Raw genomic sequence first — 15,022 nt, 5'->3', positions numbered from 1 at the left:
ATACTGGCGGGTTTGGTGGGTTTGACCCCAGGCCTTCTTTAGCGTCAGAGATATTTTGAATATTAACTTTTTAATTATTAAGATATGAATTTAGCAATCCACTACTATCCTGTTGAAAATCTAGTCGAATATGAGCGTAATCCACGTAAAAATGACGATGTGGTCAACAGAATGTGTGCTTCTATTCGGGAATTTGGTTTTCGTATTCCAATAGTTGCAAAAAGCGATGGAACTGTGGTTGATGGTCATTTAAGACTTAAAGCAGCAAGAAAACTTGGTATGGAGAGTATTCCAGTTGTTTTAAGTGATAATTTAAATGAACCACAAACCAAAGCTTTTCGATTACTGGCAAATCAATCAGCTAATTGGGCAAAGTGGGATGATGATCTTTTAAAGGTAGAAATTCAAGAGTTAGAAGATTTGCAGTTTGACCTTAAAATGACAGGATTTGAATTGGAAAAAGTTCAACGATTTCTCGATGATTTTGATGGAGACAATGGTGAAGATTTTTCTAACTTAGCTGGTGATGACAAAAAAGTAACAAAACCAGGTGATCTTTGGATTTTAGGTGATCATCGAATCTATTGTGGTGATAGCTCTGTAGTTGAATCATATAAAGCGCTGTTAGATGATAAAATGGCAGACATTACTGTTTGTGATCCTCCATATAACGTTGATTATGTTGCGACGCGAAGGCGTCAGAAGTAGCTGTTTCTCAGGATTTTCTAGGTTTTCTTAGAAAGATCAAGAAGAAACCGTCCGTGTTGCCGGATGAATCTAGGGGCATGAATTAAGTAGCTGCCCTGACAATGTAACAAAGCATTATGCGGGATACAAATTGCAAAAGGCGTATTCTCCCTCAAACCATACAGAGGGTAAGTGCTAGATAGTGAATAAGGTGAAGGTAACTGAACCTGTGATAAAGACCGTAAACGTTGACAAGCGAAAGCGGTTGATACGCTTGGGCCAAAAGGCATTGGAAGCAGGAGGAACATCTCGTAGTTGTGTTCCCGTAACCTATAAGCTTCTCGGTTGACAGCAGGCACCTAAGTTCACAAGCTACTTTTGGGGAAGCGTGGAAACCCTGTACTTGCTCCCTACCATAGTGGGGACAGCAAACTGTAAGGAATGCTTATGGCAGTGCAGGTTTGGGATGTCGGAAAAAGCAAAGGTCTCACTGTAATGGTGGGAATACCAGTTGAAACATTACTGGACATAAAAGTGTGCCTACGTCCGATAGGTCTTTCTTTGTAAGAGATTTTGGAGAACTTTTTATATATGAGGAAAAGCAAATGACAACACTGACATATTCAGCGATTGGTGCATCCTCTACACCTACAATTACATGGGAATCTATTAATTGGACTAAAGTGATAATAGGTGTCAAAAAGCTCCAGATGCGTATTGCAAAGGCTGTTCGAGAAAGAAGGTACGGCAAAGTGAAAGCTTTGCAATGGATATTGACACATTCGTTTACTGCAAAACTTTTGGCTGTTAAACGAGTCACTCAAAATCAAGGAAAAAACACCCCTGGGGTTGATGGCTTAGTTTGGCGCACACCGCAACAAAAGATCAAAGCTGTTCAATCGTTAAAGCGTCGAGGATATTGCGTCCAACCGCTCCGACGAGTATGGATTCCAAAAAGAGCAGGAAAAAAACGTCCTTTGGGAATACCAACTATGAAGGATCGGGCAATGCAGGCTCTTTATCTGCAAGCACTTGAACCAGTTTCAGAATCAATTTTAGATCGTCATGCCTATGGTTTTCGGCATAAAAGATCAGCTGCTGATGCTATTGACCAATGTTTTAAAACGTTGTGCCAAAAAGTATCGGCACCATGGATCCTAGAAGCAGATATCAAATCTTGTTATGACTCCATTAGTCATGCATGGCTTTTAGAACACTGCCCTATGGATAAGAAAATTCTGAAAAAATGGCTGACAGCAGGATACATGGATAAGAACACTTTTTATATCACTAAAGAAGGTACTCCTCAAGGAGGGATCATCTCTCCTACACTGATGAATATTACCCTTAGAGGCTTAGAAAAGACAGCCCAAAAATCTGCCTTTTGGCGCGATAAGGTTAATACTACCGCCTACGCTGATGACTTTATTATTACAGGAAGATCGAAAGAAGTCCTTGAAAACAAAGTAAAACCAGCAGTGTGTGCCTTTTTGAAGGAGCGTGGATTGGAATTCTCAGTAGAAAAAACTAAGATTACTTCCATTGATGAAGGATTTGATTTTCTAGGATTTACGATTCGAAAGTATCGAGGAAAGCTCTTGATCATGCCTTCTAAAGCAAGTATCAAAGAGTTCCTAAAAATGATCCTGGAAACCATGAGACTTCACAGCACAATAACAACGGAACAACTTATCTACACCTTGAATCCTAAGATCAGAGGATGGACAAATTATTACCGTCATGTTGTGTCAAAGAAAGTGTTCAACTATGTCGATCATAAGATCTTTGGTGCGCTTTTGAGATGGATTAAAAGAAGGCATCCAAATAAAAATTTTCAATGGAGAAAGCAGAGATACTTTTGCACCATTGGCAATAATAACTGGACCTTCTTTGCTAAGTCTTCAAAAGATAAAGGACAAGGTAGCATGGTAACTTTAATGCAAGCTGCCTCAATTCCGATTGTGAGACATGTCAAAATAAGAGCAGATGCTAATCCCTATGATCCAAAGTTTAATTCATACTTTTTCAAGCGAAATCTTGAAAGAAAGAAATACCAACATTGTATTAAGGAGAAGTAATTATGACGAAACTTGAGAACCAGTCTTCTATCGATAACAGCCGGGCAAATAAATCTGCCTTTGAAAGGCTTGAGCCGTATGACGGGAAACTGTCAAGTACGGTTCTTAGGGGGAAAAGGAGCGGCAACGCTTCTCTTTCTACCCGGCGTAGCAGTCAAGAAAGAGAGGATAAAAAGATACTAAACGATAATCAAGGTGAAAAGTATGAGCTTTTTCTCTATGATATTTGTACTCATATTTTAGCATATACGAAAGGTGCAATTTACATCTGCATATCATCATCAGAGTTTTCAACGTTGCAAAAAGCATTTGAGGAGGCAGGAGGAAAATGGTCAACATTTATCATTTGGGCAAAGAATCACTTTACGCTAGGAAGGTCTGATTATCAAAGACAATACGAAGCAATGCTCTATGGATGGAAAAGCGGCAATAAACGTGAGTGGCATGGGGGTAGAAATCAAAGTGATCTGTGGTTTTATGATAAGCCAACACATAACTCATTACATCCAACAATGAAGCCAGTAGAGCTAATGGAGAGAGCAATAGTAAACAGCAGCAGATCAGGAGACATAGTACTTGATCCATTTAGCGGTTCTGGAAGTACACTGATTGCATGTGAGAGAACAGGAAGAATTTGTAGGACAATAGAGCTAGATTCAAAATTTGTAGATGTAACGATAAAACGTTGGCAAGTATACACGGGAAGAGATGCAATTTTAGCCGGTACTGGTAAAACTTTTGCAGAAATTCAAGAAGAAAAACAGTAGGAAAAAAGTGAAAATTACACAAACAGAATGGGCAAGAGAGATAGGAGTATCAAAGCAATATGTCTGTTATTTAGTAAAAAAAGGAATAGTTGAGTTGGAGGATGGTTTGATCAATAGAGAACAAGCAAATGAAGCAGTAGCAGCAATAAGAGATCCAAGTCAGCCACTGAGGAGGAAAAATCCAGAAAACACAAGTAATCTTTCTACAATGTTGCTAAAAACGCGAATAAAAAATGAGATGGAACGTGGTAAATTGCTTGAGGCAAAAGCTAAGGCTGAAATAGGAGAACTTGTAGCAGTAGAGGAAGTAAAGCGCGATGCATTTAACGTAGCAAGAGTTGTCCGTAATAATTTGCTTAACATTCCAAATAGAGTTTCAGCGCTGCTTGCATCACTGAGTGACACTGAAAAGATTCATGAAACATTGACTGAGGAAATTACAAACTCACTTGAAGAATTATCTAACACTAAATTTCAAATGTAAAAAGATTTTGAATATAAAATGGCTGATAACCTAAGTTTGGAGTTAATAAAGTGCCTCATTAATCAACCTGGATTAGATGTTAATGTCAGAGGGTTAAACGGAAAAACTCCACTGCATTGCGCTATAGAATTTGACGAATTAAGCATGGTAGATCTGCTACTCACGAAGAAGAACATTAATCCTTTCGTAGAAGATAATGATGGTAAAACATCTCTTGACTATGCTAAAGAAGGGAAAAAAGCAGAAATATTACAAGCGCTAATTAATAACAAATACGGGTCAGAACAAGATAGCTTACTTCATTTGGCCGCAATGATAGGTGAAGTTAATGCAGTGAGATATTTGATCAGAAAAGGTATTGACGTTAATGCACGAAATGCTCTGCATCATACTCCATTACATCTAGCAGCAGGCATAGGACATGGAAATGTTGTCAAAATTTTAGTAGAAGAAGGAAAAGCTGAAATAGATGTCTTTGATGCACGAAATCAGACACCAATGCACTATGCAGTTAATAATAAAAAGTTGGAGATAGTAAAGTTACTGCTGAAGCTTGGAGCAGATGTAAATAGCGCGCGCATAGGACAAAACTCAATGAAATTGTCACCTGTTCATATAGCTGTAAGTAATACTAATTACGATGAAAGAGACTTATGTCTTGATATTCTCAAATGCTTAATAAAGGAGCCTAATGCTCAAGTCAATTTGCAAGACTACGAAAATAAAACACCACTACATTACGCTGAAAGACTTAAAACAATAGAAGTTTTACTAACGCGAGAAGATATAGACCCTCTGGTAAAAGACGATAGCGGCAAGACACCATTTGATTACGCTAAACCTGAGATAAAGAAGGCTTTGGTAAGTAATAAATACGGTTCTGAAAAGAATAGTCTACTCCATTTAGCTGCACAAAGAGGAGAAATTGAGATTGTAGATGCAATTTTAAAAGAAGAAATCAATATTGATATTGTAAATAATAAAGGTCTATCACCGATTTACCTTGCTGCGGAAAAAGGGCATTTACATGTAGTAAAGTTATTGCTGAAAAAAGGAGCAAATTATACACCTGTTTTGCACTTAGCAATCAAATCAAACAATTTAGAGTTACTTAAAGTTTTGTTTACTGAAAAAAATGGGTCTTTGCTCTGCAGAGATACCGTTGTTAATTTTCCAACCCTTCATAATAAATATATAGCACAGAGAGAAATAGCAGATAAAAGGACGAAAAAACATAATAATATTATCTGCATCTATACTACAGTCAGCGCAACAGCAGTAGCAGTATATATAGGGTTGATAACAACAACAATAAGCAGTGCAATCATTTTTGCAACAATAACAGGGATATTTGCGCTTGTTATAGCAATAATGATAAGTGAGGTGAGCAAAAGATATATAGAAAACGAATTTCAGAAAAAGGTGTTTATGGAATTGGAGGAGTGTGGAGGAATAAACTCTACTGTTAACAATATTGAGATAGAACCAATTATGAGTAGATGCAGACAATGATATACGCTAGAGCTTTTTCTGAAGGTTTAAGACCAGATCCGCAGCTTAAAGTATCAGAGTGGGCAAATGAGTATCGAGTTTTAGCAGCAACTGCAGCATCAGAGCCAGGTAAATGGAGAACGGAAAGAACTCCTTATTTAAAAGAAATCATGGATTCACTTTCTCCGTCCTCACCAACAGAAAAAGTAGTATTCATGAAAGGAGCGCAGATTGGGGGAACAGAAGCTGGTAACAATTGGATTGGCTACATCATAGATCAGACTCCTGGTCCAATGCTGGTAGTACAGCCAACAGTTGAAATGGGAAAACGTTGGTCAAAAGGAAGATTTGCACCATTAATAGAGAGTACGCCATGTTTAAAAAATAAAGTAAAAGACCCAAGATCAAGAGATTCAGGGAATACTGTACAAAGTAAGGAATTTCCAGGTGGAATAGTAGTAATAACTGGAGCAAATAGCAGTGTAGCACTGAGATCTATGCCAGTAAAGTATCTCTTTCTTGATGAGATAGACGCGTATCCAGGAGATTCAGGAGGAGAAGGAGATCCAGTACTGCTCAGTATTGCTCGAACTAACACTTTTGCACGGCGAAAGATTTTTTTAGTATCAACGCCAACGATTCATGGAATAAGCAGAATTGAGAAGGAATTTGAAGCAACAGATAAGAGATACTTTTTTGTACCATGTCCACATTGTAATTACTATCAAGTTCTGAAATGGTCACAAATAAAATGGGAAAACAACGACTCAAGAACAGCACATTATGTCTGCACTGAATGTAGCGGCAAAATAGAAAATCATCAAAAGACAGAGATGCTAGAACGTGGAGAATGGAGAGCTACAGAGGCAAAAGAAGGGGAGAAAAAAGGATTTCATCTTTCAAGTCTTTATAGTCCAGTAGGCTGGTATAGTTGGACTCAAGCAGTAGAAGATTTTCTTCATGCAAAAGAAAGTGAACAATTACTGAAAGTTTGGATCAACACAACGCTTGGAGAAACTTGGGTAGATAAGGGAGAAGTACCAGACTGGAAGCAATTATTCAACAGAAGAGAATTTTTTCCCGTAGGTACAGTACCTAAGAGAGAAGTGGTACTTACTGCAGGTGTTGATGTTCAAAAAGATCGGTTAGAAGTAGAAGTTGTAGCATGGGGAAAAAGCCGTGAAAGTTGGTCAATAGACTATCGAGTATTTGAAGGAGATACAGGAGGTGGAGAAGTATGGGGAAAGCTTTCAGAGTTACTCAATCATCATTTTATCGGTGAAAATGATCTTGAATATATGATAAGCATGATGGCGGTAGATGCTGGATATGCAACGCAAGAAGTATACAACTGGGTAAGAGGTCATCAAGGATCTGGAAGAGTAATGGCAGTAAAAGGTGTAAATAAAGCACTAGTGCCACTTAGTAGCCCAAGTAGAGTAGATATAACAGTTGGAGGGCAAAAGCTGAAAAGAGGAATAAAGCTATGGCCAGTAGGAGTATCGATATTAAAGTCAGAGCTTTTTCAATTACTTAATATTTTAAAAGAAGAAGAAGGAAAAGCTCTACCTGGATATTGTCATTTTCCTGAGTATGCACCTGAATATTTTAAGCAGCTAACGGCAGAGCAATTAGTCAGCAAAGTGGTGAAAGGATACACCAAACAAGAGTGGCAAAAGGTAAGAGAAAGAAATGAAGTACTAGATTGCCGAGTTTACGCAAGAGCAGCATCGATAGCACTGGGAATAGACAGATGGCCAGAGAGTAAATGGAATAGTTTAAGTGGAAAAATGGAAAGCAAAAAGCCTAAAAAATTAAGACAGAGTAAATGGCTTAGTAGTCAAAATGTACAGTGAAGAATATTTAACTCAAGTTGAGAAAGCAATTCAAAAACTGCAAAGCGGAGAAAGAGTTGTCTCAATTGCATATGGTGATCATGTTGTGCGGTACGGGGAAGTTCAAATAAAGGATTTATTGAATTTAAGACAACGAATTAAGGCTGAGTTAAAAGTTGCAGGTATGAACCCAAAGAGGAAAATTGTTTTTTCAACGAGTAAAGGAATTTTATAAATGCTGCTAAAAACCTTCAAGCAATTGTTTAACAAACCAAAAATCAAAAGTTCTGCTTGGGATGCAGCAGGCTCAGGAAGAAGATTTTCTCACTTTCAACCAGAGTTAGGAAGTATAAACAATTTGCTGTCTCAAAACCTTGAAACTTTACGTAGTCGATCACGTGACATGGTGAGAAAAAATCCATATGCAGCAAATATAATTGATACGATAGTAAGTAACTCTATTGGAACAGGAATAAAACCACAATCAAAAGCAAGAGATGGAGAATTTCGAAAGAAGGTGCAAGAATTATGGCTAAAATGGACAGATGAAGCAGATAGCTGTGGAATAAGTGATTTTTATGGATTACAAGCTCTAGTATGCAGAAGTATGATAGAGGGAGGAGAATGTTTTGTACGTTTAAGAACGAGAAAGCTGGAAGATAGATTTTCTGTGCCATTACAACTGCAAGTACTTGAGTCTGAACATTTAGATAATAAAACAAATCAAACTTTAGGAAATGGTAATGTAATAAGAAACGGGATTGAGTTTAACAGGCTTGGGCAAAGAGAAGCATACTACCTATTTAAAGAACACCCTGGTGAAAGTATGTTTGGAGAATCAGTGAGAGTGCCAGCAAATGATGTTTTACATATCTATAGACCATTAAGACCTGGGCAAATTAGAGGAGAGCCATGGCTTTCTAATATACTGCTAAAGCTTTATGAACTTGATCAATACGATGATGCAGAATTAGTGAGAAAAAAGACAGCAGCGATGTTTGCAGGGTTTATTACGAGACTCGATCCTGAGGCAAATATTTTAGGAGAAGGTGAAAGTAATGAGCAAGGAGTAGCACTATCTGGATTGGAACCTGGAACAATGCAGCTTTTAGACCCAGGAGAAGACATAAAATTTTCAGAGCCGTCAGATGTTGGAGGAAGTTATGAAGCGTTTATAAGACAGCAACTCAGGGCAATAGCGATTGGTACAGGGATAACATATGAGCAGCTAACAGGAGATTTAACCGGCGTTAATTATTCATCAATCAGAGCAGGATTAATAGAGTTTCGTCGTCGATGCGCTATGCTGCAACATAACATTGTGGTATTCCAATTTTGCAGACCAGTATGGAATAGATGGCTAGAGTTAGCAGTACTTTGTGGAGAACTCTGTATAGATGAAAAAGTAGTAAAAGCAGCGAAAGAAGAAGTGAAATGGATACCACAGGGATTTGACTGGGTGGATCCTTTAAAAGATCAACAAGCACAGCAAATGGCAGTAAGAAATGGATTTAAGAGTCGATCGGAAGTAGTATCAGAAATGGGTTATGATGTAGAAGAAATTGACCAAGAAATAGCAGAAGATCAAAAGCGTGCAAATAGTCTCAATTTAATTTTTGACTCTGATTGCAAAGGGTTATGATCCTCTTAGGAAAACCATTAATGCTTGAGCCAAGAAGTTTTGAGCTATTGTCATTGAACAATCAAAAACATCCCACGTTTAAAAACATAAAGCACTCCATCAAAAGTAACGTAGAAAGAACTGCAATTATAGCAATTCATGGAATTCTGACTAAAAAACCAGGAGCTTTTGACGTCTTTCTGGGAATGACATCATATGAGCAAATAGAAGAGCAAATTACACAAGCATTAGCAGATAGTAGCATAGAGACAATTATACTGGAAATAGACAGCCCAGGAGGAGAGGTAAACGGTATATTTGACCTGGCTGATTTTATTTATGAATCAAGAGCAAAAAAGAGAATTGTGGCATTAGCAAATGATGATGCATATTCTGCTGCGTACGCTATAGCCTCTAGCGCTGAGAAGATTTTTCTCACCCGCACTTCAGGAGTTGGGAGTATTGGAGTAATAGCAAGTCATATAGATCAAAGTGGATTTGACGAAAAACAGGGAATAAAATACACCACAATCTTTGCTGGTAGTCGAAAGAATGATTTAAACCCACATGAGCCAATGACGTCTGAAAGTCTGGGAAGCTTACAAAAAGAAGTAGACCGACTATATGAAATGTTTTTGCAGCTAATAGCAAGGAACAGAGGTCTTTCAATTGAAAAGATTCGATCAACAGAAGCAGGTCTATATTTTGGCGAGAAAGCAGTAGAAATAGGTCTTGCAGATGGAGTTACAACATTTTTTGAATTTATCAATAATCATAAAAGTAGGAGTGTTAGTATGACAACTATTGAGGAGAACTGTCGTAGAGAAATTTTAGAGATAATAAGATTATGTAATATATCAAAGATGCCAGAAAAGATAGGAGAATTTATTGAGCAAGGCGTAAGTATTGAGCAAGCCAGGGAAGTTTTAATGGAGTTACTTGCAGAGCAAACGAAGAAGACAGAAATACTAAGTGCAATACCACAGAATTCAGGAGAAGAGTTGATGATGCAGGTAGCGAAAAGTCGTGCGCAATCAAACATTTAAAGTATGTGTATAACCGCCGTGTATAACAACCACAAATATGGCGGTAAAAAAATAAAAAAAGGAGAAAAGGAAATATGACATGTATAACCGAACAAAATAATCTAGGTGACTTATTAAAGTATGAGGCATCAAGTCTATATTCAAGAGATCAGATAACAGTAGCCAAGGGGCAAAATCTGAAGCTAGGAACAGTTATTAGTCGTGATAAAGACAACATGATTAGGATAATCAATCCAACTGCCACAGATGGGACACAAACGGCGATAGGAGTGATAGCAAGCGATGTAAACGCAAAGGAAAATAGTAAAGGAGTAATTATTGCTCGCGGTGCAATGCTAGCAGATCATGCAGTTGTATGGCCAGCAAATATCACTGAAGAGCAGAAAGCTGCAGCAATAAAGCAACTTGAAGCACAAGGGATCATTATCCGCAAGGGAGTTTAAAAAACTATTAAAACATATATAAGGGGGAAAAGAAAGAATGCAAAATCCATTTACAAATACAGCATTTAGCATGACAGCACTAACAAATGCGATGAATATATTGCCGATAAATTATGGACGTGTTGAAAATTTAAATTTATTTCCAAGTAGGTCAGTAAGATTTAGACATATTACCATAGAAGAGCAAAATGGAGTATTAAGTTTATTACCAACGCAGTTACCCGGAGCACCAGCAACAGTAGGAAAAAGAGGAAAAAGAAAGGTAAGAACATTTACGATTCCACATATTCCACATGATGATGTAGTGTTACCAGAGGAAGTACAAGGAATAAGGGCATTTGGATCAGAAAGTGAACTGAAAGCGCTGGCAGATGTAATAACTGATCATTTGCAGCTAATGAGAAACAAACATGCAATAACATTAGAGCATTTGCGAATGGGAGCGCTCAAAGGAATAATTTTAGATGCTGATGGGTCAGAGTTATTAAATCTGTACAACGAATTTGAAATAACACCAAAAGTAGTAAATTTTGCACTGGGAACAGCAACAACAGATGTAAAACGCAAGTGTCTGGAAGTATTGCGCCATGTTGAGGACAACTTAAGTGGTGAATATATGACTGGGATTCATGCGCTGGTAAGTCCTGAGTTTTTTGATGCACTCACTTCTCATGCTAAAGTAAAAGAAGCATACGAGAGATGGCAAGAAGGAGCAGCACTTCGAAATGATATGAGATCAGGATTTACATTCTGTGGAATAACATTTGAAGAATATAGAGGGCAAGCAACTGACCCTGAAGGAACTGTGAGAAGATTTATTGAGAAAGATACAGGGCACTGTTTTCCAGTAGGAACAGCAAGCACATTTACAACATATTTTGCACCAGCAGATTTTAATGAAACGGTAAACACACTAGGACAACCACTATATGCAAAACAAGAGCCAAGAAGATTTGATAGAGGAACAGATTTACATACGCAGTCAAATCCATTGCCAATGTGCCATAGACCTGGCGTATTAGTAAAAGTCGCTATAGCATAACATACTGGTAGAGTAACTACAAGGTGGTGAGGCACAGAACGACTCTACCGGTATGCGCTTTCTTAGCATGTAAAGGTTAGTATATCAAAAAGAAATATGCAAGAGAATATTAAGCGATTATTGGAGGATTGTTTTAAGCATTTAGGAGTGGAAGCCACATACTGTAATAAAAATAAGGAGGGTATTCGTAAAATAAAAGTGCTAATTAAACGTCCTGACACTACGTACTCTTTAGGTGCAGATGGAGCATTAACTCAGCAAATTGCTTCTATAGAAATACGTGATCAGGACGTTACTTCCTTTAGCATAGGCGATTATATCAAGATTGAAAAAAGGTTCTACAAGATTTTTGAACCACCGTTAAAAGATTCTTCGAGTGAAATATGGAAAATTGAGGCAATAGAAAGTGTTTGATATTAAAATTAGTAACAATATTAATGAAATAATCTCCAATATTGAAAGAAAAGAGCAGAAAATAAAACTGGCAGCTATAAAAGCACTAAATAGAACAGCACTATGGTTAAAAGCGCAAGCAGCTAAGGAAATCAGTGAGGAAAAGAAGATAAAATTAAGTTTGATAAGAAAGAGATTAAGAATTTTTAAGGCGAAAACTAGCAGATTAGAAGTGTTAATTAGAGCAAATCTCTATGACATTAGAGCATCGACAATTGGCAAAATACAAAAAACAAGAAGAGGATCGAAAGTAGGAAAGCATGAGTTTATAGGAGGATTTGCAGCAGTTATGCCAAAAGGAAATAGCGGTATTTTTAAACGTGAAGGAAGAGCAGCATTGCCAATAAAGGAAGTAAAACTACCACTGGAACCTGAAGGCTCAAGAATAATAAAAGACCTTGTTGATTATGAGAGTGAGAGAGTGTTTGAGAAATACTTTAAGCATGAGCTAAACTATATTTTAAAGATATGACAAAGTTCTGGACAGATTTACATCAAGCAATTTGTACTAAGTTAAAGGAAGAAATACCGGCTATACAGACATGTGAAATTTATCCATCGATAAGAAAAGAATTAGTAGCGCCAGCGTTATTTGTAGAGCTTGTGAGTTTAGAATCGGGAAAAGATCCTGGAACAGAGGAATTAGCGCTGAAAGCAAGATTTGAAGCGAGAATTGTAGTTGATGGAACAGTCGAGTATTCCTCGTTAGTTGTAAGGTCATTAGCAGCAGAAGTAGCAAGAGTAGTAAATAAAAATACTTGGAACGTGAAAAATGTTTCACCAGGAGAATTTATCTCTGCGGAAATTGACGGATTTAGGCCAGAGTTAGATGCGTATTTAGTGTGGTTGATTGAGTGGGTGCATACAATACACGTAGGGCGATCTATTTGGGAAGAAGGAAAATTTAGGTCACACAAAATAGAAATCGGTGAAATAAATGTTAGAAAATAATTTTGCAATTTCGGAACTACAGAGGAAAATGGCCAACATTGTTCGTATCGGGATCATTAAAGAAATAGATTATGAAAAAGCAAAAGTAAGAGTGAAGATAGGAGAACTTTTAACAGATTTTCTTCCATGGATAACTTCTAGAGCAGGAGAGGAAAGAAGCTGGTTACCACCAAGCATAAATGAACAGGTAGTAATATTGTCACCATTGGGAGAGTTATCATTAGGAGTAGTACTAGCTGGAATATATCAGGAAAAATACCCTGCACCAGAGAATAAAAAAGAAATAAATAGTATAAAATTTCAAGATGGAACAAAGTTGTCATACGATAAAGATAAACATCATTTAGAGATTGAAGTAGTAGACAAAATAACACTGAAAGCTGGGGAATCAAGTATAGAAATGACAAAAAGTGGAATAAAATTGAAGGCAGATAAAATAAACCTTAATTGATGAATAAATCGGTTGTGCGAGTAGGAGATCATTGTGCAGAAGCAACACCACATTTTTGCATTAGCGGCAGTAATAATGTTTTTGTGAATGGTAAACCAGTTTGCCGAAAAGGAGATAATTTTACAGAAAGTAGAGTATTAACTGAAGGGTCAAAAACAGTGTTTACAAATGGGTATGGTATAGGAAGAGTTGGAGATTCAATATCTTGTGGTTCTAAAGTAATGAGTGGTAGTAATAATGTTTTTTCAGGATAAAAATAAACCATCTGTTATACTTACAAAAAGTAAGGTTATGAACATGGATATAACTACTAGCCTATTAGGAGACGTTAGTAATTTAATAGATAGAGCAAAGAATCATCTTTCTGTTCAATTCAACTCTACTCTAGTATTGCTAAACTGGCAAATTGGCTCCAGAATTGACCAAGATATCCTAAAGCACAAACGTGCAGATTATGGGAAGCAGGTCATCACTCAGCTTGCAAAAGAACTTCAGATTAAATATGGACGTGGGTTTGATAGAGCGTCATTATTTCGTATGGTGCAATTTTCTAAATTCTTTCCTGATCAAGAAATTGTCGCGACACTGTCACAACAATTGAGTTGGTCACATTTTGTAGAAATTATTGCAATTTCTGATGAGCTGAAGCGTAATTATTATATAGAAATGTGTCGTATTGAAAGGTGGAGTGTTAGGGCACTACGTAGTAAAATCGATACTATGTTGTATGAACGTACAGCACTAGCAAAAAAACCTGAAGATTTCATAAGAAGGAGTATAAAAAATTTACGTGAAGAAAATATGTTAGCACCAGAATTCATTTTTCATGACCCATACTTCCTTAGCTTCATGGAATTGCCATCAAGTTATAGTGAGACTGATCTAGAAAATACAATCTTGGATGAATTGACAAAGTTTTTACAAGAATTTGGAAATGATTTTTGTTTTGTAACACGTCAAAAAAGGATGAGTACTAAAACAACTGACAGGTATTTGGACCTGCTATTTTTTCACAGAGGATTAAAGCGCCTTATAGCAATAGAACTAAAAATAGGTCGCTTTGAACCAGCTTATAAAGGACAGATGGAATGGTATTTAAATTGGTTAGATAAAAATGAACGAAAAGCAGGTGAAGAAAAACCGTTAGGGATTATTTTATGTGCTGATAAGGATCAAGAGGATATAGAATATCTTGAACTCGAAGGCTCTAATATTCATGTTGCACAGTATTTAACACAGCTTCCTTCTAAAGAAATTCTTGAAAAGAAGTTGAGGAAGGCTATTTCTATAGCACGTGAAAAACATGCAAGTATTAAGTCAGAGCCATGAAAAATATATGAAAGGAACGGACGCTAAAACAGGTAAAGAATTAGAGGGAATAGAACATTTAAAGCAATCAATAATTGATATACTGACCACTCCTATTAACAGTAGAATAATGAGAAGAGATTATGGTTCAAGACTATTTGAATTAGTAGATAAGCCAATAAATAGGGATTTAACTTTGGAAATCTATGCAGCAACAGCAGAAGCACTGGGGAAATTTGAGAAGAGATTTAAGCTAGAAAAAGTAAAAATGACAGAGGTGAAAGAAGGAAAAGTAACGCTTGACCTAGAAGGATTATACTTACCAAGCGGGAAAAACATTCATTTTGATGAAATTGTAGTTTAAA

16 protein-coding genes and 2 pseudogenes are annotated in these 15,022 nt (G+C 37.0%); all 18 read left to right on the top strand.

Translation table 11 applies throughout. The features are described 5' to 3' along the window. Positions 1-84 precede the first annotated feature (84 nt). Positions 85-702, top strand: a pseudogene (locus tag AAGD99_RS07905) (ParB N-terminal domain-containing protein); the annotation flags it as partial. 590 nt (positions 703-1,292) lie between these two features. Then, positions 1,293-2,765: a group II intron reverse transcriptase/maturase gene (gene ltrA, locus AAGD99_RS07900; RefSeq protein ID WP_341823085.1), complete on the top strand. Its 1,473-nt coding sequence runs from the start codon at positions 1,293-1,295 to the stop codon at positions 2,763-2,765. A gap of 149 nt (positions 2,766-2,914) precedes the next feature. Continuing rightward, positions 2,915-3,532, top strand: a pseudogene (locus AAGD99_RS07895) (DNA-methyltransferase); the annotation flags it as partial. Positions 3,533-3,539: 7 nt separating this feature from the next. Next, a complete protein-coding gene (locus AAGD99_RS07890) occupies positions 3,540-4,016 on the top strand; it encodes a hypothetical protein (protein ID WP_341823084.1) in 477 nt (158 codons plus the stop codon). 18 nt (positions 4,017-4,034) lie between these two features. Beyond that, positions 4,035-5,528 (top strand): ankyrin repeat domain-containing protein, encoded by a 1,494-nt coding sequence (locus tag AAGD99_RS07885; RefSeq protein ID WP_341823083.1) that lies wholly within the window; start codon positions 4,035-4,037, stop codon positions 5,526-5,528. Next, positions 5,525-7,363 carry a phage terminase large subunit family protein gene (locus AAGD99_RS07880; RefSeq protein ID WP_341823228.1) on the top strand — a complete coding sequence of 613 codons (1,839 nt, stop codon included), beginning with the start codon at positions 5,525-5,527 and terminating at the stop codon, positions 7,361-7,363. The genes AAGD99_RS07885 and AAGD99_RS07880 overlap by 4 nt, the downstream gene beginning before the upstream one ends. After that, positions 7,353-7,577 carry a gpW family protein gene (locus tag AAGD99_RS07875; RefSeq protein WP_265018066.1) on the top strand — a complete coding sequence of 75 codons (225 nt, stop codon included), beginning with the start codon at positions 7,353-7,355 and terminating at the stop codon, positions 7,575-7,577. Before AAGD99_RS07880 ends, AAGD99_RS07875 begins: the two co-directional genes overlap by 11 nt. Then, the gene (locus AAGD99_RS07870) at positions 7,578-8,984 is read left to right on the top strand and encodes a phage portal protein (protein WP_341823082.1); all 1,407 of its coding nucleotides are present in this window, start codon (positions 7,578-7,580) and stop codon (positions 8,982-8,984) included. Continuing rightward, on the top strand, positions 8,981-10,009 hold the full coding sequence (locus tag AAGD99_RS07865; RefSeq protein ID WP_341823081.1) for a S49 family peptidase: 1,029 nt from the start codon (positions 8,981-8,983) through the stop codon (positions 10,007-10,009). Before AAGD99_RS07870 ends, AAGD99_RS07865 begins: the two co-directional genes overlap by 4 nt. Before the next feature lie 74 nt (positions 10,010-10,083). Next, positions 10,084-10,452: a head decoration protein gene (locus AAGD99_RS07860; protein ID WP_341823080.1), complete on the top strand. Its 369-nt coding sequence runs from the start codon at positions 10,084-10,086 to the stop codon at positions 10,450-10,452. A gap of 37 nt (positions 10,453-10,489) precedes the next feature. Beyond that, positions 10,490-11,494: a major capsid protein gene (locus AAGD99_RS07855; protein WP_341823079.1), complete on the top strand. Its 1,005-nt coding sequence runs from the start codon at positions 10,490-10,492 to the stop codon at positions 11,492-11,494. 96 nt (positions 11,495-11,590) lie between these two features. Next, positions 11,591-11,908 (top strand): hypothetical protein, encoded by a 318-nt coding sequence (locus AAGD99_RS07850; protein ID WP_265029738.1) that lies wholly within the window; start codon positions 11,591-11,593, stop codon positions 11,906-11,908. Further along, positions 11,901-12,419 (top strand): phage tail protein, encoded by a 519-nt coding sequence (locus AAGD99_RS07845; RefSeq protein WP_341823078.1) that lies wholly within the window; start codon positions 11,901-11,903, stop codon positions 12,417-12,419. The genes AAGD99_RS07850 and AAGD99_RS07845 overlap by 8 nt, the downstream gene beginning before the upstream one ends. Further along, positions 12,416-12,898, top strand: coding sequence for a hypothetical protein (locus AAGD99_RS07840; protein ID WP_341823077.1), 483 nt, complete (start codon positions 12,416-12,418; stop codon positions 12,896-12,898). The genes AAGD99_RS07845 and AAGD99_RS07840 overlap by 4 nt, the downstream gene beginning before the upstream one ends. Further along, on the top strand, positions 12,885-13,349 hold the full coding sequence (locus AAGD99_RS07835; RefSeq protein WP_265029741.1) for a phage baseplate assembly protein V: 465 nt from the start codon (positions 12,885-12,887) through the stop codon (positions 13,347-13,349). Before AAGD99_RS07840 ends, AAGD99_RS07835 begins: the two co-directional genes overlap by 14 nt. Beyond that, positions 13,349-13,603 carry a PAAR domain-containing protein gene (locus AAGD99_RS07830; protein WP_063630987.1) on the top strand — a complete coding sequence of 85 codons (255 nt, stop codon included), beginning with the start codon at positions 13,349-13,351 and terminating at the stop codon, positions 13,601-13,603. The genes AAGD99_RS07835 and AAGD99_RS07830 overlap by 1 nt, the downstream gene beginning before the upstream one ends. After that, positions 13,587-14,678 carry a YhcG family protein gene (locus AAGD99_RS07825; protein ID WP_341823076.1) on the top strand — a complete coding sequence of 364 codons (1,092 nt, stop codon included), beginning with the start codon at positions 13,587-13,589 and terminating at the stop codon, positions 14,676-14,678. Before AAGD99_RS07830 ends, AAGD99_RS07825 begins: the two co-directional genes overlap by 17 nt. Positions 14,679-14,685: 7 nt before the next feature. Next, positions 14,686-15,021, top strand: coding sequence for a GPW/gp25 family protein (locus tag AAGD99_RS07820; protein ID WP_265030304.1), 336 nt, complete (start codon positions 14,686-14,688; stop codon positions 15,019-15,021). The last annotated feature ends 1 nt before the right edge of the window (position 15,022 follow it).

It is taken from the genome of Wolbachia endosymbiont (group A) of Clivina fossor, from assembly GCF_964026865.1.
Taxonomy (GTDB): Bacteria; Pseudomonadota; Alphaproteobacteria; order Rickettsiales; family Anaplasmataceae; genus Wolbachia.
Note: the sequence above shows the minus strand (reverse complement) of the source record. Positions and strands in the feature narration are given on the sequence as shown.

Coding starts and splice junctions, on each gene's coding strand:
- ltrA (WP_341823085.1), top strand. CDS start 1,293: ATGACAACACTGACATATTCAGCGATTGGTGCATCCTCTACACCTACA.
- AAGD99_RS07885 (WP_341823083.1), top strand. CDS start 4,035: ATGGCTGATAACCTAAGTTTGGAGTTAATAAAGTGCCTCATTAATCAA.
- AAGD99_RS07880 (WP_341823228.1), top strand. CDS start 5,525: ATGATATACGCTAGAGCTTTTTCTGAAGGTTTAAGACCAGATCCGCAG.
- AAGD99_RS07875 (WP_265018066.1), top strand. CDS start 7,353: ATGTACAGTGAAGAATATTTAACTCAAGTTGAGAAAGCAATTCAAAAA.
- AAGD99_RS07870 (WP_341823082.1), top strand. CDS start 7,578: ATGCTGCTAAAAACCTTCAAGCAATTGTTTAACAAACCAAAAATCAAA.
- AAGD99_RS07865 (WP_341823081.1), top strand. CDS start 8,981: ATGATCCTCTTAGGAAAACCATTAATGCTTGAGCCAAGAAGTTTTGAG.
- AAGD99_RS07860 (WP_341823080.1), top strand. CDS start 10,084: ATGACATGTATAACCGAACAAAATAATCTAGGTGACTTATTAAAGTAT.
- AAGD99_RS07855 (WP_341823079.1), top strand. CDS start 10,490: ATGCAAAATCCATTTACAAATACAGCATTTAGCATGACAGCACTAACA.
- AAGD99_RS07850 (WP_265029738.1), top strand. CDS start 11,591: ATGCAAGAGAATATTAAGCGATTATTGGAGGATTGTTTTAAGCATTTA.
- AAGD99_RS07840 (WP_341823077.1), top strand. CDS start 12,416: ATGACAAAGTTCTGGACAGATTTACATCAAGCAATTTGTACTAAGTTA.
- AAGD99_RS07835 (WP_265029741.1), top strand. CDS start 12,885: ATGTTAGAAAATAATTTTGCAATTTCGGAACTACAGAGGAAAATGGCC.
- AAGD99_RS07830 (WP_063630987.1), top strand. CDS start 13,349: ATGAATAAATCGGTTGTGCGAGTAGGAGATCATTGTGCAGAAGCAACA.
- AAGD99_RS07825 (WP_341823076.1), top strand. CDS start 13,587: ATGTTTTTTCAGGATAAAAATAAACCATCTGTTATACTTACAAAAAGT.
- AAGD99_RS07820 (WP_265030304.1), top strand. CDS start 14,686: ATGAAAGGAACGGACGCTAAAACAGGTAAAGAATTAGAGGGAATAGAA.